General features: G+C 50.6%; 21 protein-coding genes. 6 read left to right on the top strand and 15 right to left on the bottom strand.

The window, feature by feature from the left end; genetic code table 11:
• Nucleotides 1-12 precede the first annotated feature (12 nt).
• The gene (locus FPG75_RS12305; protein ID WP_143307157.1) at nt 13-615 is read right to left on the bottom strand and encodes an RNA polymerase sigma-70 factor; all 603 of its coding nucleotides are present in this window, start codon (nt 613-615) and stop codon (nt 13-15) included.
• A 217-nt stretch (nt 616-832) separates the two neighbouring features.
• Between FPG75_RS12305 and FPG75_RS12300 the strand changes: the two genes are divergently transcribed.
• On the top strand, nt 833-1,894 hold the full coding sequence (locus tag FPG75_RS12300; RefSeq protein WP_143307156.1) for a hypothetical protein: 1,062 nt from the start codon (nt 833-835) through the stop codon (nt 1,892-1,894).
• Here the strand turns inward: FPG75_RS12300 and FPG75_RS12295 are convergent.
• Together FPG75_RS12295 and FPG75_RS12290 are read right to left on the bottom strand one after the other, a co-directional pair.
• Entirely contained in the window at nt 1,885-2,577 is a 693-nt protein-coding gene (locus tag FPG75_RS12295) for a sulfite oxidase-like oxidoreductase (protein WP_143307155.1), read from the bottom strand. The genes FPG75_RS12300 and FPG75_RS12295 overlap by 10 nt on opposite strands.
• Nucleotides 2,578-2,779: 202 nt before the next feature.
• The gene (locus tag FPG75_RS12290; RefSeq protein WP_236652781.1) at nt 2,780-3,745 is read right to left on the bottom strand and encodes a phosphatidylinositol-specific phospholipase C; all 966 of its coding nucleotides are present in this window, start codon (nt 3,743-3,745) and stop codon (nt 2,780-2,782) included.
• 139 nt (nt 3,746-3,884) lie between these two features.
• Between FPG75_RS12290 and FPG75_RS12285 the strand changes: the two genes are divergently transcribed.
• A complete protein-coding gene (locus FPG75_RS12285) occupies nt 3,885-4,370 on the top strand; it encodes a YdcF family protein (protein ID WP_143307154.1) in 486 nt (161 codons plus the stop codon).
• 135 nt (nt 4,371-4,505) lie between these two features.
• Nucleotides 4,506-5,735 (top strand): thioredoxin family protein, encoded by a 1,230-nt coding sequence (locus FPG75_RS12280; RefSeq protein WP_143307153.1) that lies wholly within the window; start codon nt 4,506-4,508, stop codon nt 5,733-5,735.
• 74 nt (nt 5,736-5,809) lie between these two features.
• On the opposite strand, the gene FPG75_RS12275 is transcribed toward FPG75_RS12280, so the two are convergent.
• From FPG75_RS12275 to FPG75_RS12240, 9 genes are all read right to left on the bottom strand, one after another.
• Complete coding sequence (locus FPG75_RS12275; protein ID WP_143307152.1) at nt 5,810-7,219, bottom strand: alpha-L-fucosidase; 1,410 nt, start codon at nt 7,217-7,219, stop codon at nt 5,810-5,812.
• A 9-nt stretch (nt 7,220-7,228) separates the two neighbouring features.
• Entirely contained in the window at nt 7,229-9,280 is a 2,052-nt protein-coding gene (locus tag FPG75_RS12270) for a glycoside hydrolase family 2 protein (protein ID WP_143307151.1), read from the bottom strand.
• Nucleotides 9,281-9,288: 8 nt separating this feature from the next.
• Complete coding sequence (locus FPG75_RS12265; RefSeq protein WP_143307150.1) at nt 9,289-10,869, bottom strand: RagB/SusD family nutrient uptake outer membrane protein; 1,581 nt, start codon at nt 10,867-10,869, stop codon at nt 9,289-9,291.
• Nucleotides 10,870-10,888: 19 nt separating this feature from the next.
• The gene (locus FPG75_RS12260; protein WP_161596773.1) at nt 10,889-14,140 is read right to left on the bottom strand and encodes a TonB-dependent receptor; all 3,252 of its coding nucleotides are present in this window, start codon (nt 14,138-14,140) and stop codon (nt 10,889-10,891) included.
• 291 nt (nt 14,141-14,431) lie between these two features.
• Nucleotides 14,432-15,586 (bottom strand): FecR family protein, encoded by a 1,155-nt coding sequence (locus FPG75_RS12255; protein WP_143307148.1) that lies wholly within the window; start codon nt 15,584-15,586, stop codon nt 14,432-14,434.
• 56 nt (nt 15,587-15,642) lie between these two features.
• The gene (locus tag FPG75_RS12250; protein WP_143307147.1) at nt 15,643-16,245 is read right to left on the bottom strand and encodes an RNA polymerase sigma factor; all 603 of its coding nucleotides are present in this window, start codon (nt 16,243-16,245) and stop codon (nt 15,643-15,645) included.
• Nucleotides 16,246-16,502: 257 nt separating this feature from the next.
• Nucleotides 16,503-16,685 carry a hypothetical protein gene (locus FPG75_RS12245; RefSeq protein ID WP_143307146.1) on the bottom strand — a complete coding sequence of 61 codons (183 nt, stop codon included), beginning with the start codon at nt 16,683-16,685 and terminating at the stop codon, nt 16,503-16,505.
• A 194-nt stretch (nt 16,686-16,879) separates the two neighbouring features.
• Nucleotides 16,880-17,056: a hypothetical protein gene (locus tag FPG75_RS26025; RefSeq protein ID WP_161596772.1), complete on the bottom strand. Its 177-nt coding sequence runs from the start codon at nt 17,054-17,056 to the stop codon at nt 16,880-16,882.
• Between the two features lie 233 nt (nt 17,057-17,289).
• Complete coding sequence (locus FPG75_RS12240) at nt 17,290-18,549, bottom strand: hypothetical protein (protein ID WP_143307145.1); 1,260 nt, start codon at nt 18,547-18,549, stop codon at nt 17,290-17,292.
• Between the two features lie 112 nt (nt 18,550-18,661).
• Between FPG75_RS12240 and FPG75_RS12235 the strand changes: the two genes are divergently transcribed.
• From FPG75_RS12235 to FPG75_RS12225, 3 genes are all read left to right on the top strand, one after another.
• Nucleotides 18,662-19,789, top strand: a complete 1,128-nt coding sequence (locus FPG75_RS12235; protein ID WP_143307144.1) for a family 16 glycoside hydrolase — start codon at nt 18,662-18,664, stop codon at nt 19,787-19,789.
• Between the two features lie 6 nt (nt 19,790-19,795).
• On the top strand, nt 19,796-20,263 hold the full coding sequence (locus FPG75_RS12230; protein ID WP_143307143.1) for an NUDIX domain-containing protein: 468 nt from the start codon (nt 19,796-19,798) through the stop codon (nt 20,261-20,263).
• 68 nt (nt 20,264-20,331) lie between these two features.
• Nucleotides 20,332-20,646 (top strand): SWIB/MDM2 domain-containing protein, encoded by a 315-nt coding sequence (locus tag FPG75_RS12225; protein WP_143307142.1) that lies wholly within the window; start codon nt 20,332-20,334, stop codon nt 20,644-20,646.
• A 53-nt stretch (nt 20,647-20,699) separates the two neighbouring features.
• Here the strand turns inward: FPG75_RS12225 and FPG75_RS12220 are convergent, their stop codons facing one another.
• The 3 genes from FPG75_RS12220 to FPG75_RS26020 all read right to left on the bottom strand — a co-directional run bounded on the left by FPG75_RS12220 (nt 20,700) and on the right by FPG75_RS26020 (nt 22,955).
• Nucleotides 20,700-21,329 (bottom strand): response regulator, encoded by a 630-nt coding sequence (locus FPG75_RS12220; protein ID WP_143307141.1) that lies wholly within the window; start codon nt 21,327-21,329, stop codon nt 20,700-20,702.
• A gap of 128 nt (nt 21,330-21,457) precedes the next feature.
• On the bottom strand, nt 21,458-22,672 hold the full coding sequence (locus FPG75_RS12215; RefSeq protein ID WP_143307140.1) for a lanthionine synthetase C family protein: 1,215 nt from the start codon (nt 22,670-22,672) through the stop codon (nt 21,458-21,460).
• A gap of 121 nt (nt 22,673-22,793) precedes the next feature.
• Nucleotides 22,794-22,955 (bottom strand): class I lanthipeptide, encoded by a 162-nt coding sequence (locus tag FPG75_RS26020; protein ID WP_161596771.1) that lies wholly within the window; start codon nt 22,953-22,955, stop codon nt 22,794-22,796.
• Nucleotides 22,956-23,024: the final 69 nt, after the last annotated feature.

Genomic DNA, 23,024 nt, shown 5'->3' with positions numbered 1-23,024 from the left:
CAACCTTCGCTCTCAAAACAACTGTGCTATCACCAAGGCAATCAAAGGCGGCAGGATATTGCTGCCCTTACCTAAACGCGACAGCTCTTCATTCAGGCGGCGCATGGCGCGGAATAGCTGTGTTTCAACGGTACGTGGTGAGATATTGAGGATCTCCGCTACCTCTTTGTAGCGGAAGCCATCTTCTTTTATCAGCTGGAAGATGCGCCGGCATTGGGCGGGCAGGGAAGCTACTGCCTGGTCCATTTTAAAACGCATCTCTTTCCATTCGAGATCGCGTTCCAGGTCAACGCTGTTGCGCAGGTCCGCCACGCCTGATTCTGCCAGCGGCACAATGCGCAAATGGGAATATTGTTCAAGGTAGTTGAGCGAGTGATTTTTCACCGCCACAAAAAGATATACCTGCAGGTTCAGGATACTTTCCAGCTCATGACGGCGATTCCATAATTTCACAAATACATCCGATACGATCTCTTCTGCCGCTTCCCGCGCCGGCACATATTGCAGACAGAAGTGCAACAAACGCTCATAAAAGTAACGGAACAGGCGCGCAAAAGCCTGCTCATCATCTCCGGCAATCTGCACCTGCCATTCACGGATATCCTCCACGTTCATGTGGCTAAAACGTTTTTGCTGTACGGACAAAAAAAAGAAAAAATCGGTCGTCGTTGTTTTGGCTGCTATTTCGGTTGATATAATTCCACTGACAATAATAGACAAAAGGTTTTATAAATACAACGGTCCTTTTGAAGATATCTAGCTAAAAAAATCAACTGCCACAAACGCGCAATGGCCTTACCTTCACACCGTTGACCAATTGTATTTTCCGCACATGAAAAGATACCTGACTGTACTGGCCCTCACGGCAACCATTATCAATGCCTGTAAAAAAGAGGAAACAACCGTCATCCATGATCCCAACCCGGTAGATACTTCCTTCCGGCCGGTACAACCCGGCGGCAATACCAAAAAAAGCCGCCTGCTGCTCATTACGCCTCCAGGCTCCTTTGTATCCAAAGACAGCGCATGGCCTAACGGTGACGGACATACGTACTTACTGGAAAGCAATACCTTTCCCATCACCGCCAACAATGCCGCATTAATATTCCCCGGCGCCGCCTTCAAAGGCAGCACTGTAACGGACGGTATTTTCACTCCCCTCACAGGCTACACTTACAAGCCCGCCAGCGTAGGCGCTACCCTCACCTATACCAATGCCAGCACCCTGATGGACCCGCCATCTGCCAGTGCTACGCAGTTATTCCTCAAAAGATTTTTTCAGGGCAACGCCACCTATCCTTCAAATGGCATCTCATGGGGCATCTCCGGAGATCTTTACTACGACCGTATCCAGGTGGCCTATGCAGATCAATCACCTGTGCCCACCGGCGCTACCGACAGCACCGGCGGAGGTTTCTACATGAGCTATGAACAAAGGCTGTACAGCGTATATATGGATATTCCGAAAGACGGCCAGCTGTTTACCACGCCGGTTTCGGAAGCCACCGCACAAGACAATCCGCTATATGTTAGCGACATCAAATACGGCCGCAGGGGCATCCTGGTGTTCACGCTCAAATACAGTACACCATTCGATCTCGCCGCACTGCGCATCATCGCCGGCAAAGCTTCCCGCCATGAAGGCATGACCGGCGCCGAAATGTTATTGCTGGGCAGAACCAACATCCGCTACTATGCGCAGCACGAAGGCACCGGCGGCATCATGACCGCCCAAACCCTCGACCTGCCTGCATTACAGCAGGTGTTCGCCAGTTTGCAGCAACTCCGCGGCGCCACCGCTGAAAACCCGGGCGCAGCCATTGCTTTCAGTCTTAGTAACCTGAAAACACATGCGCTCACGCCAATGAATAGCCGGATTGATGTTCAGGAGTAGCGGTCGTTACGCCAGGGATAGGCCGTGTTGGAGTAGCCACGTTGTTCCCAGAAACCCAATTTATTTTCTTGCAGAAATTCGATGCGCTGTATCCACTTGGCGCCTTTCCAGGCATACAGCTGCGGGGTGATCATCCGCAGCGGGCCGCCATGTTCTTTGGGCAGCGGCTGGCCATCCACCGTATGCACCAGCATTACATCAGGCTTCAAAGCCTCTTCCAGTGAGAGATTGGTGGTATAGTCATCGTAACCGTAACAGAGTATATGCGTAGCCGTTATAAGGGGCATCACCAGCGCAGCGATATCCAGCAGGCGCACACCGCTCCAAGGGATATCCAGTTTAGACCAGGTGGTTACGCAATGAAAATCAGACGTATCATCCGTTTGCGGCAATGCCATCAACTCTTCCCATTTCAATTGCAGCGGATGCTCTACTGCGCCATCTACCACCAGCTGCCATTGCGCCAGCGGAATATCTGGATGCACGCCCAGGTCCAGCACCGGCCATTTCTTCGTCACCACCTGCCCTACCGGCAACACCGGCATCCCATGCCGGTTAGGCCTGCCACTCCCCATCGGCCGCTGATCCGCCACCGAAGGCGTAGCCGCCATCTGCTGCTCAAATCTTGCCTTCAACTTCATACGCGCTTCTACAATGCGCTGGAGCTTGTCTGATTCTTCCATAAAGAAAAGTTACGGAAAAAAAGCGAAGGTTGTCTTAGCTCAGGATTATACTGATTGAAAGGATTACCAGGATTTTTTACAGGATTAAAAAAGGATTCGTGGAGATCATATCGAATTGATCTTCGCGAATCCTTTTTTAATCCTGTAAAAAATCCTGGTAATCCTTTCAATCAGTATAATCCTGAGCTAAGACAACCTTCGCTTAGAAGTTCGTCGTAATCATCTTCCCTGCTCTATCCGCAGTAGCAAAATCCATAGGGATGATGCCGTAGCGCGCATGTGCGGCGGTGCTGAAATAGCTATCGAGCCTGCCATTGATATCATCGGAAACGGTGGTGATGCTGGGGATACCAAAGATCATCGATTTGTAACCGCTCGTGAAATTGATATACAGGGTAGCACTGTTGCCGCTGGTGGCTTCATTGAACAGGGAGGTGATGACGTTCCATTTACCGTTGTTGTCGGGAACCTGGTATTGGTCCTGGATGCGCAGGTTGGCGTTGCTGTTGTTGATGGAGAAAGTGGTGTTGTCGGCCCAGGCGCTGGCATCGATGCCTTTGGTATTGGAAGAGCTGAACCTTCTTAACAATACGATCTTGCCACGCACCGTTGACAACTGCGGGATGGTAGCGCCGAGGTACCAGCCGCCAGGGTTCTTGGCCACGTAGCTGTCGAAGGTAGCTTCAAAGCTGCGGGTGTTGTTGGTAGGGTCGTACTCTTCTTTTACGCTCATCACGATGGTTTCGCCGGGATTGCTGGCCAGGAAGGCGAAGCAGGCATTGAGCACATCATCGAAGTTCAGGTTCTGATAGATCGAGCCATGGTGGATAGCAAAAGCATCACCGATGTGGCGGCACCTCACATCAAGAAAACGGATGCCGGCATTCAGCTGGTCGCCGATGCTGAGCGTCTGGGTTTTGGCAGTGCCGGGAAATGGCTCGTTACGGGCGCCGGAATCGTGCGTGCCCGGGATAGTGAGCGCAGACAATACCGTGTTATCCGGGATGGCCGTCATCCAGTTGTTGTTAGACCAGTTAGCCGCTGTAACGCCTGCAGTCAGCCCTTTGGCAGTGGCAGGGGCGACAGTGTCGTTCAGGTCTTTACGGCAGGACATTACAGTGGCGGATAATACAGCCATCAGGCCGATGGCCAGGTGTGCTACTTTCATAATGAAGGTTTTCTTTACGTTAACAAATAAGTGGGTTTATCGAGTGTAAGTCACTCCTCCCGATCTTGATAACTACTCTTCTTTCCAGGTTAACAATTACATAATATGAAGTTGTATCTTGGAAAAAATACACCTCACTATGAAAGGACTTATTCTATCGCTGGGAGCGCCTAACGACGCGGCCGGACAACTGAGCACCATCGCAAAAAACAGACTGGATACGGTATGGCAGGTATTCCGATTCAATCCCTCCTTCCAGGTATGCTGCACCGGCGGCATCGGGAAACATTTCAACGAAACCCAACAAGCCCATTACATTTATTCACAACAGTACCTGCAACAACGCGGCATTCCCGCAGCGGCCTTTGCGCCGGCCGTGTATTCCACCAATACTATGGAGGATTTTAAAAATGCAAAAGACCTGATCTTCAAACTGGCGCCGGAACTGCTGATCGTTGTTACCTCCGACTTCCACATGAAAAGAGCCGGCATCATACAGAAGCGATGGGTTAACTATCCCGCAACATTATACTGGCCGGCCACTTCCACGGTTACACCGGAAGAAATGGCCAAACTGGAAGCACACGAACTGCAAGCTATCAATAGCCTTACCGCTACCCTTTAACATTCAACTTGTCATGTAGAAATATTTACAGCTGGCACTAATAATTCCTTAAATTAGTATCCGTATGTAACCCGTGTACAAGAGCATTTCCTGTTATCAGATATTAATCACCCAATCAAAAACAACAACACCATTATGAAAAGATTACTGTTACTGGCATTGCTGCTGCCTATGCTGGCGGTGGCCCAGGAGAAAGGTATCCATTTTGAACACAACCTCAGCTGGGCCGATATCAAAGCCAAAGCGAAAGCCGAAAACAAATATATTTTCATGGATTGCTTCACCACCTGGTGCGGTCCCTGCAAATATATGTCTGCCAACATTTTCCCGCAGGAGGAAGTAGGTACTTTTATGAATGAGAAATTCATCTGCGTAAAGGTACAGATGGACCGTACCGCGAATGATAACGACGATGTAAAGAAATGGTATGATGATGCCAAGATGATTGAAGACAAATACAGCGTGCGCGCTTATCCTACCTTCCTATATTTTTCTCCTGATGGCGAAGCGGTAGACCGCCACGTAGGTGGCGGCGAAGCAGCCGATTTCATTGCAGCTTCCAAAGCGTCACTGAACCCTGAAAACCAGTACTACACCCAGTTAGCGGCCTATGATAAAGGCAAGAAAGATCCTGCCTTCATCCGCGAGCTGGCCATGCTGGCGTCAGAAAAATACGACCAGAATAATGCCGCCAAATTCTCCAATGAATACCTGGCCACACAAAAAGACCTGTATACAGAAGAGAACCTGGTATTCATGGACCGCTTCACTAAAACCAGCAAGGACAAAGGTTTCGACATGTACCTGCACCACGCCGATAAAGTAGATAAAGTGCTCGGCCCCGGCGCTGCTGATAAAAAACTGATAGCCATTGTTGCACAGGAAGAAATATTTCCGCAGCTGATGAAAAAAGATGGTTCCACTCCCGACTGGAAAGCTATCGAAAAAAATGTAGCCGCCAAATATCCGAGGGTAGCCGAAGAAGCCATCCTGAAATCGAAAGTGCAATACTTCATGTATGTAAAGGATGCCAACAACGCCGTGGCTAACATCGTCGCCTATATGAAAAAATTCGGCCACAAAGCCAGCCCTATGGAGCTGAACGAATTTGCCTGGACCATCTTCGAAAAATGTAATGATATGAAATGCGTGGAACAGGCGCTGGAATGGAGCAAACGTTCCTTAAAAGATCAGCCTGTACCTGCTTTCATGGATACTTACGCCAACCTTCTCTTCAAGTCCGGTAAGAAAGCTGATGCCATCACCTGGGAAGAAAAAGCTATGAACCAGGCTAATGGCGATGAGAAGAAAACATATGCTGATACTATCGAGAAGATGAAGAAAGGAGAAAAATATTGGGATTAATTTGCTATTAAGGCCCGAAGCCCATGAAGCGCTTTGAGCGCTTCATGGGCTTCTTCGCTTTAAGTGCTTACGCTTTAAGTCTTTGCCTTCTCAAAACCACTTCCCTGCCCCGCGGCTTGCGCTACCTTCAACACAATCACCAAAGGCGCATCATATGCTACTTTCGGCACGGCGACAAAATATTCATTTCTGCCAATCACTTCCGGCGTAATATCTTGTTGATCCATCGTGGCCGCATGCACGATCGTTTGCTGTGCGGGCAATTTCACGCGCAGGTTACCGGATACCGGTATATTGCACACTACCATAAAAACCGTATCTGTACCGGCTTTGCGGATATAGTAGCCCCAGTCCTGTTTATCAAAGCCGGCATAAGCGCCGCCATAGATAGCTGCGCCGTTTTTTTGCATCCAGCGGCCGATGTTTTGCGCCAGCTGTTGTTCTTCCGGCCTGAAAGTGCCATCGCTCTTCGGTCCGAAATTAAGCACAAAGTTACCGCCCAACGATACGGACCTCGCCAGCATTTCAATGATCTCATTGGCTGTTTTAATATGCCCCGTCCAGTGCTGATGGTAGCCCCATTGATTTTCCGGCACGGTCATCACACCTTCCCAATCATTGCCATGCACATCGGCGGCTTTCTCAGGCAGCTTGCGTTCCCAGCCTTGTTCGTAATCGCCCATGAGATGGTTGTTGGAATCGAAGTGGCGCGCGCCTTTTTCATCTGCGCGCAAGCGGCTGCCGATGATAAAACCCGGATGTAGCTGGTGCAGGTATTGTTCCAGTTCATCGCTGAAGGCGCCATCATTCTTCCAGGATTCATCCCAGGTGCCATCGAACCAGCAACCTTTTACGGTGGGGTATTTGGTGAGCAGTTCTTTCAGCTGGTTCTTCACAAATATCTTGAAACGGCCCCACGCGGCGCTATCGGCGGGCGTTTTCAGCGATGTACGCCAATCCGGATGATGCCAGTCGATGATAGAAAAATACAGGTATACATCGATGCCCGCTTTGTTGTAAGCAGCTACCATCGGACCAATGATATCTTTTTTATAAGGTGTGGCCGCTACCGTGTAGCTAGTATACTTACTGGGCCAGAGGCAAAAGCCGTCGTGGTGCTTGGTGGTGATGATCATGTACTTTGCGCCCATGTTCTTTGCCATCTGCGCCCACTCCTGCGGCTGATAGTTCACGGGGTTGAACTGTTTGTACAAGGCATCATAATCCTTGTTGGGCATCTCTTTCCAGGAGCGTATCCATTCGGCGGCGCCGTTGTATACTTTACCATTCCATTCACCACCGGCGATGGCATAAACGCCCCAGTGGATGAACTGCCCGAAACGCAGGCTGCGCCAGCGTTCCATATCGGCGTCGGTTCTGTTGCCGCTACGGTGCGCACCGTGCAGGAGCGGGATGGTATCGTGTGTTTGCGCACGGCTGTGCAGCTGTGCCAGCAGCAGGCCGGCGATGATCCATTTGAGCATAGTTCCTTTTTATTGCAGCTGCCAGGTAATGGTGTCCGTAAGCGCGCGGCCCTGATATACGCCGCTGGCTTTGATCACATTATTACCGGGTTGCAGGGTGATGTTATCGAAGAGCATATCATGGCCGTTAGCGCCGGCGTGGCCGGTCAGGGGCGGCCCGTCATTCACCGTGATCCTGACCTGTTGCAGGTTGGTGAATACTTCCACCTGTACTTTCGGATCCTTGCGGATATGATTCCTCCGCTCCGCGATGTAGATCATCGGCTCCGGGTTCCAGTTGGCTTTGTACCAGAAGAAAGCATCTTTCTTTTGCTGACGGTCGTAAGTGATAAGACCTTTGAGGTTTCGGGCATTCACGCCGCCGCGGTTCCACATGGGCACTGCAAATTCAAAGGTATTCCACAGGTAGGAAGCCAGTATATACGGATGTTTTTCTATCACCGCCCATTGTCGTACATGCGTGGCCGTTTGATAGGTTTCCGGGAAGAACTGGCCGCTTACCGGATCGAAATCAGTGATCAGGGAATCGCTGTGCTGGCGGATGTTACCATCAGCGCCATATTCCGTGAGCATCAATTTATAATCCGGGTAATCTTTTTCGAGTCCTTTCACCCATCCTTCAATATCTCCGATACGGCCTTCATACCAGCCATAGTAGCGGTTCATGCCTTGTATATCTGTGGCGAGGTTGGCAGGTCGGTTCATTTCGCCATAGCCGCTTACAGCCACGGAATAGCGGCCAGGGTCTTCTGTTTTCGCGATGTCGTTGAGCTGGCGCGTCAGTACTGCCATCTGTTCATCCGGCGTTTTGGCGTACACTTCGTTGTGCATGCCCCACACATAGATGGAAGGGTGGTTGAAGTTTTGGCGTATCAGCTCTGTGAGCTGTTGCTTGGCATTGTCGCCCTCTTTGCCGGTAGCAGCGTTGACAAAAGGTATCTCCGCCCAGATCACAAAGCCCATGGTATCGCATTGCGAATAAAGATATTCCGCTTGTTGATAATGTGCAAAACGAATGGTGGTGGCGCCTATTTCGCGGATCAGGTCCAGATCGGTTTTATGCTGTGCATTGCTCAGGGCATTGCCACAGTCCTGCCACTCCTGGTGCCGCGTTACGCCATGCATAGGATAAGGTTGCCCATTGAGGAAACATCCTTTGCCGGCCACTACCTCAAAATGACGGAGGCCCAGTGGCTGCGTTACTGCATCGATCTCGCGGCCATGGTCGATCACGGAAGTAGTGAGGGAGTAGAGATAAGGATCTTTCAAACCCTTCCACAGGTGCGGCTTTGAGAGGGATAAGCGTTGCTGCACAATATTGATCCCCTGCGGGGCGGCGGAAAGCTTGCTCACGTTAACGGCTACACGCTTTCCGTTACGGTCGCGTATCACCGTTTGTATCTCCACATCGGTATGATGCGGGCGTTTGTTCTCTATCTTCGACAATACCGTAATCGCTGCCTGTTGTTCGCTGATCGCATCTTGTTTAATATAAATACCCGGAGAGGCATAGTCGGTGGTAGAGATATTGATATCATTGGTAACGATGAGCGATACCGGTCGATAGATGCCGCCAAAGATGCCGAAGAGGAAATTATTCACCGGGATCACATCTTCCCGTGGCGTATTATTGGCTTTTACGAGGATTGTATTTTCTTCGCCATACTTTACGGAGTGTGTAATTTCAAAACAAAAGGCCGAGTAAGATCCTCTGTGCTGGCCGATGAAGCGGTTGTTTACATAAAGATCTGCTACGGAACCTACGCCTTCAAAACGCAGGAAGAGTCGTTTGCCTTTCAGTTGTTCCGCTACTTTCAGCGTTTTACGGTAGCAGGCGTCGCCGGCATAGAAGTGGCGGCCTTCCTGCATGTCGTGGCTGTTCCAGGTATGCGGCAGCTGTACGGCGGTCCATCCGGTATCGGGTGCGGCTTTGTCGGGCAGCGGTCCTTTTCTGAATTGCCAGCCATCGTTGAAGGCCTGCGTCTGGCGGCCATCCTGGCTATACGCCAAAGCGTACAGCCAGGTGAGTAAGCCGCAAACAATTACAATTTTTTTTATCATCGGCAGTGTTACTTGTATCCATCGTTCTGCGTCAGCACGGCGTCTTTGTTCACATCGATCTCGGATTGCGGGATCGGCAGCAGCTGGTTAAAATCGCTGATGCTGACAGCGGCCTTCGGGTTGTAGCGGCGGGCGCGGTCCACCAGTTTTTTAGTGCGCGCCAGGGTAAGCCTGCGCAGCTCTTCTGCGGTGAGCTCGCGGGCTCTTTCATCCAGCAGGTAATCGAGCGTTACGTCGGAAGCCTGTACCGGCGTGGCATTGGCGCGTTGCCTTACCACGTTGATGCTGGCTGCGGCAGCGGCGGTATTGCCCTGCATCAGCTGCGCTTCTGCGAGCAGCAGGTAGGTTTCGCCGAGGCGCATCTGTATCCTGTCTTTGAAGGAGCTGGCGCCCTGCGGGTCCTGTGGTTGAAATTCGTACCATTTGGTGGTATGCGCAAAGATATTCTGTACGGTATCAAATCCACTCACCACCACTGGCTGACCGTATTTAGGCGAAGCCGGATCGTTATAGTAGAAACGGCGACGGATATTGTAAGGCGAGTTGCGCATATCTTTCGTTTCATACAGCTGATAGGTCCACCAGTTGGTAGGCCTGATCCTGCCGATGCCGCGCCCGCCAAGGGAATCCGCTACTTTCATACCGGATACGTTCACATAGAAAGGTCCCCATTCCCGGCGCCGCTGATCAAATGAAGCGCCGCCGCCGGGCGTATTGTACTGCTGTTCTATCACCCATATCGCCTCTGTATTACCCTGGCTCCTGCGCATATTGCCATAGGTGAACATATCGGCAAAGGGATCGCCGGGCTGATTGGCTTTCACGCCATACCTCGCCGTAATGAGCGTATAGAATTTGCTGTCGATGATGCGTTGTGCGGCGGCGGCGGCATCAGCCGGCCTGTTGGCGCGCAGCAGCGCTTCTGCCAACAATTGCGAGGCCGCATATTTGCTGATACGGCCCTGCTTTTTTACATTGGCAGGATCGGGCAGATTGGCTTCTGCAAAGGTGAGATCATCAATCATCAGTTTGATCACATCCGCTTCGGAAGCACGCACATAGTCGGTACGTGGCGTAGCTACCGGCGCGGTGATAATGGGCACGCCGCCAAACAATATCGAGAGATGATTATAGGCGTAAGCCCGGAAGAAACTGGCTTCCGCTTTGTAAAAGGCACGCTGCGCATCGGTGAGCGAGGCTTTCGGATTGGCCGATGCCGCAATAATACCGTTTGCATTATTGATCAGGTTATAGCACCAGTTCCAGATGGTGCTCACGGAACCTACCTGTGGATTGAGGTTGCGGTAATCGTCGAAGGGCGCTTGTAATGCATTGGGCTGACCGGTGTAAGCCATATCGGTGCCTACATAGAAAGTGGCCAGCAAGCCTTGCGTATTGCCATAGTCGTTACGGAAAGTGCTCAACATGCCGGTGCTGGCGGCTTCGAAGCCAAGTTCATCTACCAGTGTGTTGCCAGGCGTATAAGATGATTTCAATTCTTCGTCCAGGAAATGCTGGCTACAGGAAAAAAGGCCGGTCATCATCAAACCGATCATCCATATCCTGCCTGTATAAAAGATGTTCTTCATGTCAATATTTTTAATCTCTTTATAAACTGATATTGATCCCCATCACTACGGTAGCGGTGAGCGGATAAAAGTCGGAGCTCTGCTGGCCCGCGCCCTGTCCGTTATTCAGCCTTGCGCTGCTGGATGTGATAGAAGATGGCGCCGTTTCCGGATCATATCCTTTCCATTTGGTAAGGGTGGCCAGGTTGCGGCCGCTGATGTACACCATCAGGTTGGAGATCTTGTAGCGTTGCAAAGAAGCCTTGTTGAAATTATAACTGAGGGTCACATCTTTCAAACGGATGAAAGACGCATCCTGCGCATATTTGTAGCCTCTCGGGTTGCTGTAGAACAGCGAAGGATTGGTGTTGATCTTGTTGTCTGAAGTCCAGTAAGGAATGCTGGCGGGCAGGTTGATCACCCCGGCCTGGTCGCGGTTATCGAAGATATTGTTGGCGCGCAGCGAGCCATGCACATCCTGTATGAAAATGTTAAGCGTAAAATTTTTGTAGCTGAACGTGTTGGTAAGACCAGCAATATATTTCGGCAATTGGGTACCGAGGTAAGAACGGTCGTTGGCGTCTATCTTCCCGTTACCGTCCATGTCTTTGAACTTCAGGTATCCTGGCTTGGTGCTTGGATCTACTTTATTATCTTCTCCTTCCTGCCATACGCCTACTACGGTATAGTCGTAAATGCCCAGCAGTGGCTTGCCGATGAAGAGGTTGTTGCCAATGTCATCTTTGTTATCGCCATAGAGCGATACTACTTTATTTTTATTTACGGAGAGATTGAAAGAGGTGTTCCAGGTAAAGTTGCCCTGCTCGATATTCCGGCTGTTCAACAGCACTTCGATACCATTGTTCGCTGTTTTACCGATGTTGTCGAACACTGAGCTATAGCCGGTGATAGCGGGTATCTTGCGGCTCAGCAGCAGGTCGGACGTGCGGGTAGTGTATCCTTCAATGCTACCGCTCAGGCGATTGTCCCACAGCCCGAAATCCACGCCCACATTGAGTCCTGTGGTGGTCTCCCATTTGAGGTTGGGATTACCTAAACTGCTGGGGGTAAGCCCTACGGTGGTCACGCCATCATAAATATATTGGATGGTATTGAGCCTGGTGAGGGTTTGATAAGCGCCTACCGCCTGGTTCCCGGAACGGCCGTAAGAAGCGCGCAGCTTCAGTTGTGAGATCGCGGGCACGGCTGCCATAAAATGCTCGTTCCGCATGTTCCATCCTACTGCCACTGAAGGAAAGATACCATATTTGTTATCCCGCCCGAAGCCGGAGAAGCCATCCCGGCGCACTGTTGCCGTGAAAAGATAGCGGCTGTCGTAATTGTAATTCACCCGGAACATCTGCGATAGCAGGCTGCTGCCGGTATAAGAGGAAGATGTTTTCTGCACCTGTGCGGCGGAGAGATTATTGAAATCGAGATGATCATTCACGAAGGTGTTGGCATCCAGCGTGGAGGTGAACTGCTCATCTTTCTGCGCGCTATACAAGGCTGTGAAATCGAGCGCATTTTTTTTGATAGTGAGATGATAGCTGAGAATATTTTCTACGATCCACTGTTTATTTTCCTCATTATACACATTGGCGGTGCCGAGCATATCGCCCATATTGCGGCCGCTGTAACTGGCCGTGCGCTTGGGCCGCCAGGTATAGGAAGCATTGAGGCGGTATTTCAACCCTTTCACAAAACCGGGTGTCACTTCTGCAAAACCGCCGGTGATGATATTTTTTCCACGGTTGAGAGCAGGGTTATAGAGATTGATGAGCGGGCTCGTATACAATGTTTGCGGCGCGATAGGATACACTTCATAATCGCCCTTGGCATTGTACAAGGTACCGTAAGGGCTTAATGAGTTAGCGCTGAAGAGGTCCGCCCTGCCGCCATCTTCATTGTTATTCACCAATGCCATATTGAGGCCCGATTTCAACCAGGGCGTGATGTTCGCATCAATATTGGCGCGCACGCTGGAACGGTTGAACTGGTAGCCTTTCAGCGTACCGAGTTGTTTGAGATAAGTGCCGGAGATATAATACCGTACCTGATCTGTTCCACCGGAGATATTCAGCTCATGGCTCTGGATATAGCCCTGCTGGCTGATCTCCTTGAGCCAGTTCACTTCTTTGGCGCCGTTGGCGAAATTCTGTTGCTCGGAGAGATAAGGCAGGTCGGGCGCGCTCGGGCGTCCTGCCTGGATATTGTACCAATGGTTCTTCTGACGGTATTGTTCTCCGTTCATCGGCTTCATTACATTCGATTGGAATTCCGGACCGCCGTAACCGTTATAGGATATTACAGGCTTGCCGGACTTCCCTCTTTTGGTAGTGATCATGATCACGCCATTAGCGCCGCGGGCGCCATAGATGGCGGTAGCAGATACATCTTTCAACATATCTATCGACTCAATATCATTCGGGTTGATATCGTTATAGCTGCCGCTGAAGGGCATTCCATCCAGTACGATCAGGGGCGCATTGCTGGCAGAAATAGATTTCAGGCCACGCATATAAAAGGCCGGAGAGCTGCCCGGACGGGTAGAGTTGTTGATGATGTTCACGCCGGGAGTGGCGCCCTGTATGGCTTGCAGCACATTGGTCACGGGCAGGTTCTTCAGGCGCTCTTTCGGCACGGAGGCGATGGAGCCGGTTACATCGCTTCTTTTCTGCGAGCCGTAGCCTACCACCACTACTTCATTCTGTTGCGTGGTAGATATCTTCAGCTGTACATCCAGCTCACGGCTGTTGTTGACGGTGAACTCCTGTGGTTCCATGCCAAGATAGGAAAACACGATCACTTGCGGTGGCGCAGCCTGTATATGCAGCGCATAGGCGCCATCGGCCGCGGTGGTGACGCCGAGCGAGCTGCCTTTCACGCGCACGGAAACGCCTGGCAGCGGATTGCCGCTTTCATCGGTCACCTTACCACGTATATCCATCGCCGCGGCCACTGCCAGCAGCATATCATTGTGATCAGCCACCGGCAAGGGTTTGGGAGAGATGAAGATAGATTTATTATCGATCACGTAACGGAGTGGCTGATCTTTCAGTAAGAGATCCAGCACGGTGCTTACGGGTGCGTGTTGCACGTTGAGCGTTACAGGGCGCGCCTTTTCCAGCACATCCCGGCTCGCAACGATCGTATAACCGGATTGCTGGCGGATGGCGCGGAACACCTTTTCGATCGGCACATCCTTGCCCGACCAGGTAATGAGTTGCGCATATCCTGCGGCACTCACATTGAGAAATGCGGCGGTAAGAAAGAAAAATGTCAGTTTCATCACTAACAGCATTTTGGTTGAAAACCGGCGGCTGCTGCTACCTTTCCGAGGTATAGGCACATGGCAGGGCCGGCAACAAAGAGCAATTTTTTGCATAGCTTTGTAGCGGTTTGGCTTGTGAAAAAAGAGTTGTATTTGCACACTTATCGCTTTGCATAGCTGTAAACCATTCAACCGGAGGTGGGTCCAAGCACCTTCGGTTTTTTATTTACAGGCAAAGCCGTTTTATCTAACTAACTGGAATTTGTCTGTTCACTGTTTATTGTCGATAGCTGTTGGTTGATGAATAAATTATGCCGGCTTCGCGCCAACGATCAGTTTTCGTCCTTCGATCCGGAATGGCACGCCCGAATCCCGCAGGAATGTCAATACGCTGGAGAGATTGACATCACTGCCTATTTCGCCATAGAAGGTAATATCCGGTGGCGTTGTTTCATACACTATTTCAATATCATACCATCGCGCCAGCAAGCGCATTACTTCTGTTAATTGCTTATCCTGGAAATTCATCACGCCATTTTTCCAGGCCAGTACGGCGGAGGTATCGGCGTGGTTCACCAGGCGCATACCGGCGTTCCTGTCTACCAGCAGCTGCTGGCCGGGCTTCAGTATTTCCGGGCGCTGGCGGGCGTTTACGCGCACGGCGCCTTCCATCAGCGTGGTGCTGATATTGGCCTCGTCGTCATAAGCATTGATATTAAAATGTGTGCCCAGTACTTCTACCGCTATTTCATCGTGGAGCTGTACGCGGAAAGGCTGTTCTTTATTTTGTGCTACCTCAAAATAGGCTTCCCCTTTGAGTTGTACGCGTCTTTCATGACCGGTGAAGGCTGTGGGGAAAGTGATGGCGCTGGCGGCATTGAGCCATACCACGGTGCCGTCGGGCAGTTGCAGCCTGAATTTGCGGCCCCTCGGCGTGGACATGGTATTGCTGCTCACGGCGCTATTGCTGCCGGCTTCATAGCGCAGCTGGCCGTTGTGCATCACCACGCGGGTGCCTTGCTGGGTGGTAACAACGCCGTTCTGCAAACTGTCGAGCACCAGTTCACTGCCATCGGCTAACGTGAGGATAGCCCCATTGTGGCCAGGTTTCACATCGGCAGTGGTGGCGACAGGCGTTATTTTTTTGATGGTGGTAGATAGCAGGAAATATCCTACAGCAGCGAGGAGCAGCAGCAAAACGGCCGCAGCAGCGGCATAGCGCCGGAAGAAAGAAATACGCCGCGGCCTTGCCAACAGGATACGGCGGATATGCTGCTCATATCTTTGCGGATCGTAGTTCGGATCTGCCGGCTCGGCAGCATGCAGCCCGGCGATCAGCTCCTGCCAGTCCTCATCTTCAGGATGCGCTATCAGCGCGGCATACAGCTCCTCCGTTTCCGCAGCGCTGGCGGTGCCGTTGTAATATCGCTCCAATAAAAATTTGTAATAGGCCTTTGCTTCCACTGTTCGGTCCTTTTGCTGCCTAGACGCAAAAAATAATGCGCTGTACTACGCGTTACTCAAAAAAATTTCCGGAGGCCGGCCATCAACATCACCAGCACCATCGGAAACTTGCTACCCGTCTGCATTTCAAGGTATTCCCGTATAAATTTACGGGCAGATAATAATTGATTCTTTACCGTATGCTCCGATATATCCAGCTGACCGGCGATCTCTTTCCGGCTCTTGCCTTCCTGCATGCTCAGGAGAAATACCTCTCTGCGCGAAGCCGGCAGCTGCTCAATAGCCTCTTTCACGAGGCCCTGTAATTCTTTGGCATCAAAGCCCTCCGACAGATCGTGCTGGTCTTTGATGTCTTCCTCCAATATCCCTTCCTGGCGGTATCTTTCTTTGGCATGCTTCCGCAACACCGATAAACAATAATTGGCCGACAAACGATACAACCACCCGCCGGGATTGTCAATATCAGTCAATGTTTCACGTATCATCCACACTTTCAGGAACACCTCCTGCAATACCTCCGCCGCTTCCTCCTCCGACTTCAGCAACTTCCTCACCGATCCCGCCAGCACCGCGTTATAACGATGGTACAGCTCACGGAATGCAGCTTCATCACCTTCCGCTACCCGCGAAAAAAGTATCCTGTCCTCGTTAATATTCACAGCGTGTTACAGATTTTGGAGCGTAAGATAAAAAATTACGCGGAGGTTGTCGGGCTCAGGATTATTTTGATTAAAAGGATTACCAGGATTTTCGAATTTATTGATTTTCGGATTTATTGATTTAATTGGAGCGGAGATAACAACATTGTTCATCTCCGCTCCAATTAAATCAATAAATCCGAAAATCAATAAATTCGAAAATCCTGGTAATCCTTTTAATCAAAATAATCCTGAGCCCGACAACCTTCGCGCGCGCCTTACATGAGGCCTATATGATGGCTTTTGCGTTTCCGCATGCCGCTGTAATAGTGTTTGTTCTTATGGGAAAGGGCATGACGGTTGTTGCTGCTATTGATGAATGGGCGCACATCTTCGCCGATAGGAAACAGGTCTTTGTCGTTTGATTCGAAACGGAATGCTTTGAAAAGAAATTTGAACATGGCTGCTGGTTTTGCCCCGCAACGGGGCAGCGGAGCGCCGTGGCGGGAGATTAACAATGTTGTTTTGATCGTTCCGGAATACTATCCATGATACGTGGGTGCATATTTTTTAAAATGCATGGCAAAGATACGCTGCCACTTCGGAAAGGGCTGTTAGCATACCTTTAGAAAGTTATTAGAAAAAACTTAGTGAATCAATCTTCCTGGTCTTCGCCATCATCATTTATGGCATCATAAGGGGCATCGAGGGTGGCGTCGCGGATAGCGGCGGCGATGATATCGTCAGGAGTGCTTTCAATGCTTTCTCCGGACAAACAGGGTTCTTCGGGCGTGATCTCCCCATGGCGGCGTTTGGGTGGCTGTGGCATCATAACTTTTTTTCTTTTCAGATGAAAAATCCGTACCAATTCCATATCACTACTTATATAGTTGCAGCGGCGTAATGCCATAGCGCTGCCTGAAGGCGCGTGAAAATGCTGCGGTGCGCATAGCCGGTGACAGCGGCCTATGTTCAAGGTACAAAAATATCCGTTTGATGCCATCGCAGGGAAATGACATATCCGGTTTTTGGAGCAGCAATAAACAGGAAGAAAATATCGGGCTATCACTGAAAGTTGATCACCTGATTCCCTTTGATGAACCGGGTATCTTTGATAGCGCCCGGGCCATCGAAGCGGTATTGCAGACCTACGATATCTGTGGGTGCATTCGGGCAGTCGAGCGCGCTGGCCTCTACACCATTTACAAAAAAGCGGAGATGCCGGTTATTGGCTTCCACACGCAGTTTCACCCAGTCGCTCATATTGCAGCCAAATTTTGAAAGGTCTGCCGACCGGCTGCTGGCCGCAGCGCCATTGGCGTATAAACTCATCTCGCCCACACAGCCTTTGGCGCAGAGCGGGATGGTGATCACATCATTTTTACAAAGGATCAGCACCTGTACACGCTGACAAGCCGCCGTGCCTTCATTGAAATCACTTTTTAAACTGGTTTCAAAAACGAACTGGTCGTTCTGGATACCTTCCATATCGCGTACATTGATAAAGCGCAGCTTCGGCGCCTCGGGCTGCAAGCCCAGGTGATAGGCCTCCATCGTGGCCCTGCTTACCGCCACGCCGCTATCATGGCGGAATTCCTGCTGCCTGAAATACAGCGGCGCCTCCGTTTTATTATTCTCCACCAAGGCCACCCATCCGTCGGATGTGATCATCAGGTCATGTTCTTTTACGATCTGTTTGCCTACCATCAGCTTCGCCCTGAAATATCCGGGCTGGTAATAGATAGCCGAATACTCTTGCTGGTCGCGGGGTACGGCCACCTTCCGCCTCACATCCCAGCTTTGTGCAATGAATACGGTATCGGCGGCGGCATGGGCTTCATAGTGAAAGATCACCGAGTTAGGCACGCCGCTGGTGACGGTCTTGTTGCTGCTGAAATAGAAGGAAGCCGCATTGGCAGCAGTTTTCGGATCAGTGCCGGAAAAGACAAGAAAATACAGGATCACCAATAATGGAATGATGCCCAGTAAAGCATAAGGCCATCGCCGGTGAGCTATTTTTATTTTTTCGGGAGATGCAGGAGCCGGCATCGCATGCTGATATTTGAATGCCCGCCAGTCGGCATAGCCGGCAAACTGCGCAATGGTATTGAGTGTAGTGACGGCCGGTGCATTGTCGTATTTCAACTTCCCCCATAAACGTTTCAGGGTAGTCACGCTCAGGGCCACCTGCGTGGCTTCCTGTATCTCTTCACTCAATTTTTCAAAATCGTAAGTTGTCCAGTCATGGCTGCTCCCCCGGTTCAACTGCTGTTCAACCATTGCCAGGCATGCCTGTATGTATCTCTTTTCAGAATTATTATCCATTCAGCATAAGGTGGTTATGAGCTTGCACCAACTTGCATCAACTTGATGCCGCTTTGAATGCTGATCAAGTTACTTATTATTCAGCTTTGCCCCATACCAAAATTTTTTTGACATGATCAGAACATTGCTCCTTCATTTTTTGCTGCTGGCCACCACCTGTGCGGTGGCGCAGCCTTCCCGTAAACCCGGCATCACCGTGCCTTTGCAGGCCAGCAGCTGGGACTTCCAGCCCGGTACTGTGGAATTTATCAATTACAAGTCAGTACCTGCCATGCGCATAGCGGGCAGCAGGGACAGCGCCATATTGAAACAGTTCGACTTCACCGACGGCACTATTGAATATGACATTGAGTTGCTGGATGCGAAATTCTCCGGCTTCTATTTCAGGCGCAGCAACGCAAAAGAAACCGAGTACTTTTATTTCAGGAGCGCCCGCGCCGGCAACAGCAATGCGATCGATGCCGTGCAATACGCGCCCTACCTCGATGGCGTGAACATGTGGGATATGTACCCGCAATACCAGGGCAATGCCAGCTTCGACCCGGGCCGCTGGAACCATGTGAAACTGGTGGTATCCGGCAAGCAGTTGCGGGTATACGTCAATGATATGAACCGGCCCACGCTCGAAGTGCCTTTCCTGGAAAGCCGCAGCAGCCATGGCGCCCTCTCTTTCGATGGCCATGCGATCATCGCCAACCTTGTTGTAAAACCCGGACAAACAGAGGGCCTGCCCGCGCAAGCCGGCATCGACCCTGCCAGCAATGATCCGCGCTACCTGCGCAAATGGGCCTTGAGCCAGGCCATCGCAGTGCCGGACAGTATCGACTTCAGTAAATATTACATCCCGAAACAAGATGGCCCCTGGACCGCCATACAGGCGGAACGCGGCGGCCTGGTGAACCTCACGCGGCAGCTGGGCTTCGTGCCCAAGGCCCGGAGACTGGTATTTTTGAAAACCAATATCCGCTCCGATAGCGCCCAAAGCCGGGTACTATCGCTGGGTTTCAGCGATGATGTGTATGTATTCCTCAACGGAAGGTATCTTTATATAGATAAGAACACGTACATTGCCCCTATCATCAAAAAGCCGGAGGGTCGCTGTTCGCTCGAAAATGCATCTTTTGCGGTTCCATTGAACAAAGGCGATAACGAATTGTTGATAGGCGTAGCTAATGACTTCTACGGCTGGGGGATCATCGCCCGGTTCGACAAGCTGGACGGAATGCAAATAGAAAAATAACAGACTTTGAAAACCAGTGCGGGCATATTATTATACAGGCGGAAAGCTGGTAGCACGGCCGTTTTCCTGGTACATCCCGGCGGGCCTTTCTGGCGCGGAAAAGACGAAGGCGCCTGGTCGATCCCCAAAGGTGAATATACCGATGGCGAAACGGCCCTTGAGGCAGCGGTGCGGGAATTTGAGGAAGAGACCGGCCTGGTGCCCAGCGGCGATTTTATCACCCTCAGTCCGGTGAAATTGAAGTCGGGCAAGCTGGTGAGCGCCTGGGCGGTGGCCGGCGATCTCGATCCGGCGCAGCTGCGGTCCAACACCTGTAAGCTGGAATGGCCGCCACATTCAGGCAAATGGGTAGAGGTGCCGGAAGTGGATCAGGGCGCCTGGTTTGATGTCCTTACCGCTAAAAAAAAGATACATGCAGCGCAGGCGCCGATGATCGATGAACTGCTTCTGAAATTAAAAAATGCCGGATTATAAAAGGCTGGCATGATAAATGGGAAATAGCAGCATATTATTCCAAACTCAACAATAAAAACCTCCGTATTATGGCAAAGACCAAGTCATCAGGTACCGACACCAAAAAAGCCGCGCCCAAAAAAGCTGCTGCCAGTTCAGCCGCTACTGGTATCAAAGCCCCTGTAACGCCCAGTGCCCAGCTGGCCAAGGTGGTAGGTTCCACTCCTCAGCCCAGAACTGAGATCATCAAAAAAATATGGGAGTACATCAAGAAACACGACCTGCAGGACAAGGTGAACAAACGCATGATCAATGCTGATGAAACCCTGAAGGTGGTTTTCGATGGCAAAAAACAGATCTCCATGTTCGAGCTGGCCAAAGTGGTGAGCAAACATGTGAGCTGATGCATAAATTTTTAAGCCCTTGAAGCGCTAGGAGCGCTTCAAGGGCTTTTACTTCATGTAACTAACAGCTTGTGATCTATCGCGCACTTGATGAGCATAGCCGTGTTACGCGCATTCAGTTTTCCTAACAGGTTGCGGCGATGGCTATCTACGGTATCAGTGCTGATAAAAAGTTTCTCTGCAATCTCGTGGTTCGTGTGCCCGTTGGCGATAAGCGACAACACTTCTTTCTCTCTTTTGGTAATATGCAGTGGCAGCATACCGCCGTTGCCGCCTTCTTTTCTCAGCAACTCGGCTATTTCTTCCGAGAGCCAGGTTTTACCTTCATATACGGCGTGAATGGCTTTGAGCAGTTCCGCTTTATCTGCATTCTTCATGAGGCAGCCACTGGCGCCACTTTCCAGCATCGCGGCGATGCTGTTGTATTCTTTGTGATAACTAAGGCCCAGCACCATCACCTGTGGATATCTTCTTTTAATGATGGTGCATAACTCTGCGCCGCTAATATCAGGAAGGCGTGTATCTAACAGGATCACATCCGGGGAATGATGCAATAAAAAATTAAGACAAGCCTTGCCTGTCCTGGTTTCACCATCCAGCTGCATATCCTTTTCCAGGCATAGCAATGAGCGCAGCCCTTCCAGTATTAATGGATGATCATCTACGAAATATAATCGGATCATGGTTTTTCAGTTTGCTGTAACGTGTTTTCTTTGGCATAGCTGTTCCGGGTGAACAACACACTTCGGGTTTCATTTACTAATCACCTAATTTACTGAAAAAATAATTAGGAAAACAATTCAAGAAAAGTTTACGACATCAGCAAACTGGCATCCCAGTCGGGGCTGTTGTTGGTATCGAGAAAGGCCAGCAGCGCGAGGCCTATGCCCGTGATCCCTTCCAGCAGGTTGTAACTGTCTATATAATCAGGGTGTTGAAAATAGCGGTATCCTGCAGGCCCTTCGGGATGGTGATTGAATTGCAAAGTGGTTTGCAACCATTTCAGCGCGCCTTGCTGTACCTGCGCATCGCCAGATGCGGCGCCCACCCGGTGCAGGATGTGTGCCACGCCTGCGCTGCCGTGGCAAAGGCAGGCATCTTTGATGTTGCCATTTTCTTCATCACGATATTGTACCACATGATGGAATACGTCCATCGCCGCCTGCTGGTAATCGGGCCGTTGCAAGCGTGCGCCCGTATACCATAAGCTGGTAGCGATGCCAAGGTCGCCATAGCACCAGCCCAAACGGCTATGCTTTTCATGTACTGCCTGATGGTTGGCATTGATCAGTACCGGGTAGCGCGATTGATACCCGCTGACATCCGTATTATGCGTAGAGAGCACCCAGCGCACACTATTTTCCACGAGGTAACGCGTGGTTTCAGTCTCGATGCCGCTTTCGTATATGCGTGCCAGTATGGCGATGATCGCCGGGATACCGTGCGCGAGGCCGAGGTTGTAATAATCATTCTCCAGGTCTTCCTGGCTGCTGCGCGAAAACTGGTCTTTCCAGGCAATGCCATACGGCGTTTCAACAGCGCTCGCTTTGAGGTATTGCACAAAGCGCGACAGTTGTTTGGCCGCATGTTCGTTGGGCAGGCGTTCCAGGAAATACAGCGCTACGCCTACGCCCTGATGCAGAAAATCGTTCCTGCCTTCCGCCAGTTCTGTATCCATAAATCCGGCGATAGCAGTGTCGATCTCTTCAAAAGCATCTACCATATCATCTTCTTCCATAAATCCCATTCGTACCAGGTGTTGCAGGGTCCAGGCAATACCGGCGATACCCGCGCTGTGCGCGCCGGTGAGCGGCATCTCCGACAAGTCGTTTACGCAGCGTTCTATCAGGCTGTGTACTTTTTCCAGGTGTTCATCGGCCTCGCTATGTTGATAATAATAGGCGTAGAACAAGGCCATCCCTGAATAGCCGCCCAGCAGGCCGGGGTGTACGTCTTGCTGTATCATGCCATCCAGTTCCCGGTTGATGGCCTGCAATGCCAGTGCGATATCCTTCTTATAATCCATCTTATGAATTTATGAAATAAAATAATGGCAAAGCATGTCCTGTTAATACGCTTAACAGTACCTGCCTTGCCATAGATAAACCTTTTAAGGTTTAAATTTTTCGCTACAATATCATGGGTGATTAGAAGCAATTGTCTTTAGAAACAGGAGGCGTGCATTTTGCCATCAGGCTGCAGCCGGTATAAGTAGGCGCTTTCGCATCACCTCTTTCCATTACAGATGCATTCAATTTCGAAATTTTCACTTTACCCAGCGATAATTTTTTTTCAGATGTTTTTCTCATAAAAATTGTAAATTTTATAGGTGGAAAATAAAAGACCAAGTGAGTGTTGGCCCTGCTACATGATTACAA

It is taken from the genome of Chitinophaga vietnamensis, from assembly GCF_902167635.1.
GTDB lineage: Bacteria > Bacteroidota > Bacteroidia > Chitinophagales > Chitinophagaceae > Chitinophaga > Chitinophaga vietnamensis.
This window is presented reverse-complemented; position numbering and strand designations above follow the sequence as displayed.

Coding starts and splice junctions, on each gene's coding strand:
- FPG75_RS12280 (WP_143307153.1), top strand. CDS start 4,506: ATGAAAAGATTACTGTTACTGGCATTGCTGCTGCCTATGCTGGCGGTG.
- FPG75_RS12245 (WP_143307146.1), bottom strand. CDS start 16,685: ATGTTCAAATTTCTTTTCAAAGCATTCCGTTTCGAATCAAACGACAAA.
- FPG75_RS12260 (WP_161596773.1), bottom strand. CDS start 14,140: ATGAAACTGACATTTTTCTTTCTTACCGCCGCATTTCTCAATGTGAGT.
- FPG75_RS26025 (WP_161596772.1), bottom strand. CDS start 17,056: ATGATGCCACAGCCACCCAAACGCCGCCATGGGGAGATCACGCCCGAA.
- FPG75_RS12265 (WP_143307150.1), bottom strand. CDS start 10,869: ATGAAGAACATCTTTTATACAGGCAGGATATGGATGATCGGTTTGATG.
- FPG75_RS12285 (WP_143307154.1), top strand. CDS start 3,885: ATGAAAGGACTTATTCTATCGCTGGGAGCGCCTAACGACGCGGCCGGA.
- FPG75_RS12305 (WP_143307157.1), bottom strand. CDS start 615: ATGAACGTGGAGGATATCCGTGAATGGCAGGTGCAGATTGCCGGAGAT.
- FPG75_RS12225 (WP_143307142.1), top strand. CDS start 20,332: ATGGCAAAGACCAAGTCATCAGGTACCGACACCAAAAAAGCCGCGCCC.
- FPG75_RS26020 (WP_161596771.1), bottom strand. CDS start 22,955: ATGAGAAAAACATCTGAAAAAAAATTATCGCTGGGTAAAGTGAAAATT.
- FPG75_RS12275 (WP_143307152.1), bottom strand. CDS start 7,219: ATGCTCAAATGGATCATCGCCGGCCTGCTGCTGGCACAGCTGCACAGC.
- FPG75_RS12215 (WP_143307140.1), bottom strand. CDS start 22,672: ATGGATTATAAGAAGGATATCGCACTGGCATTGCAGGCCATCAACCGG.
- FPG75_RS12300 (WP_143307156.1), top strand. CDS start 833: ATGAAAAGATACCTGACTGTACTGGCCCTCACGGCAACCATTATCAAT.
- FPG75_RS12240 (WP_143307145.1), bottom strand. CDS start 18,549: ATGGATAATAATTCTGAAAAGAGATACATACAGGCATGCCTGGCAATG.
- FPG75_RS12290 (WP_236652781.1), bottom strand. CDS start 3,745: ATGAAAGTAGCACACCTGGCCATCGGCCTGATGGCTGTATTATCCGCC.
- FPG75_RS12295 (WP_143307155.1), bottom strand. CDS start 2,577: ATGGAAGAATCAGACAAGCTCCAGCGCATTGTAGAAGCGCGTATGAAG.
- FPG75_RS12235 (WP_143307144.1), top strand. CDS start 18,662: ATGATCAGAACATTGCTCCTTCATTTTTTGCTGCTGGCCACCACCTGT.
- FPG75_RS12270 (WP_143307151.1), bottom strand. CDS start 9,280: ATGATAAAAAAAATTGTAATTGTTTGCGGCTTACTCACCTGGCTGTAC.
- FPG75_RS12220 (WP_143307141.1), bottom strand. CDS start 21,329: ATGATCCGATTATATTTCGTAGATGATCATCCATTAATACTGGAAGGG.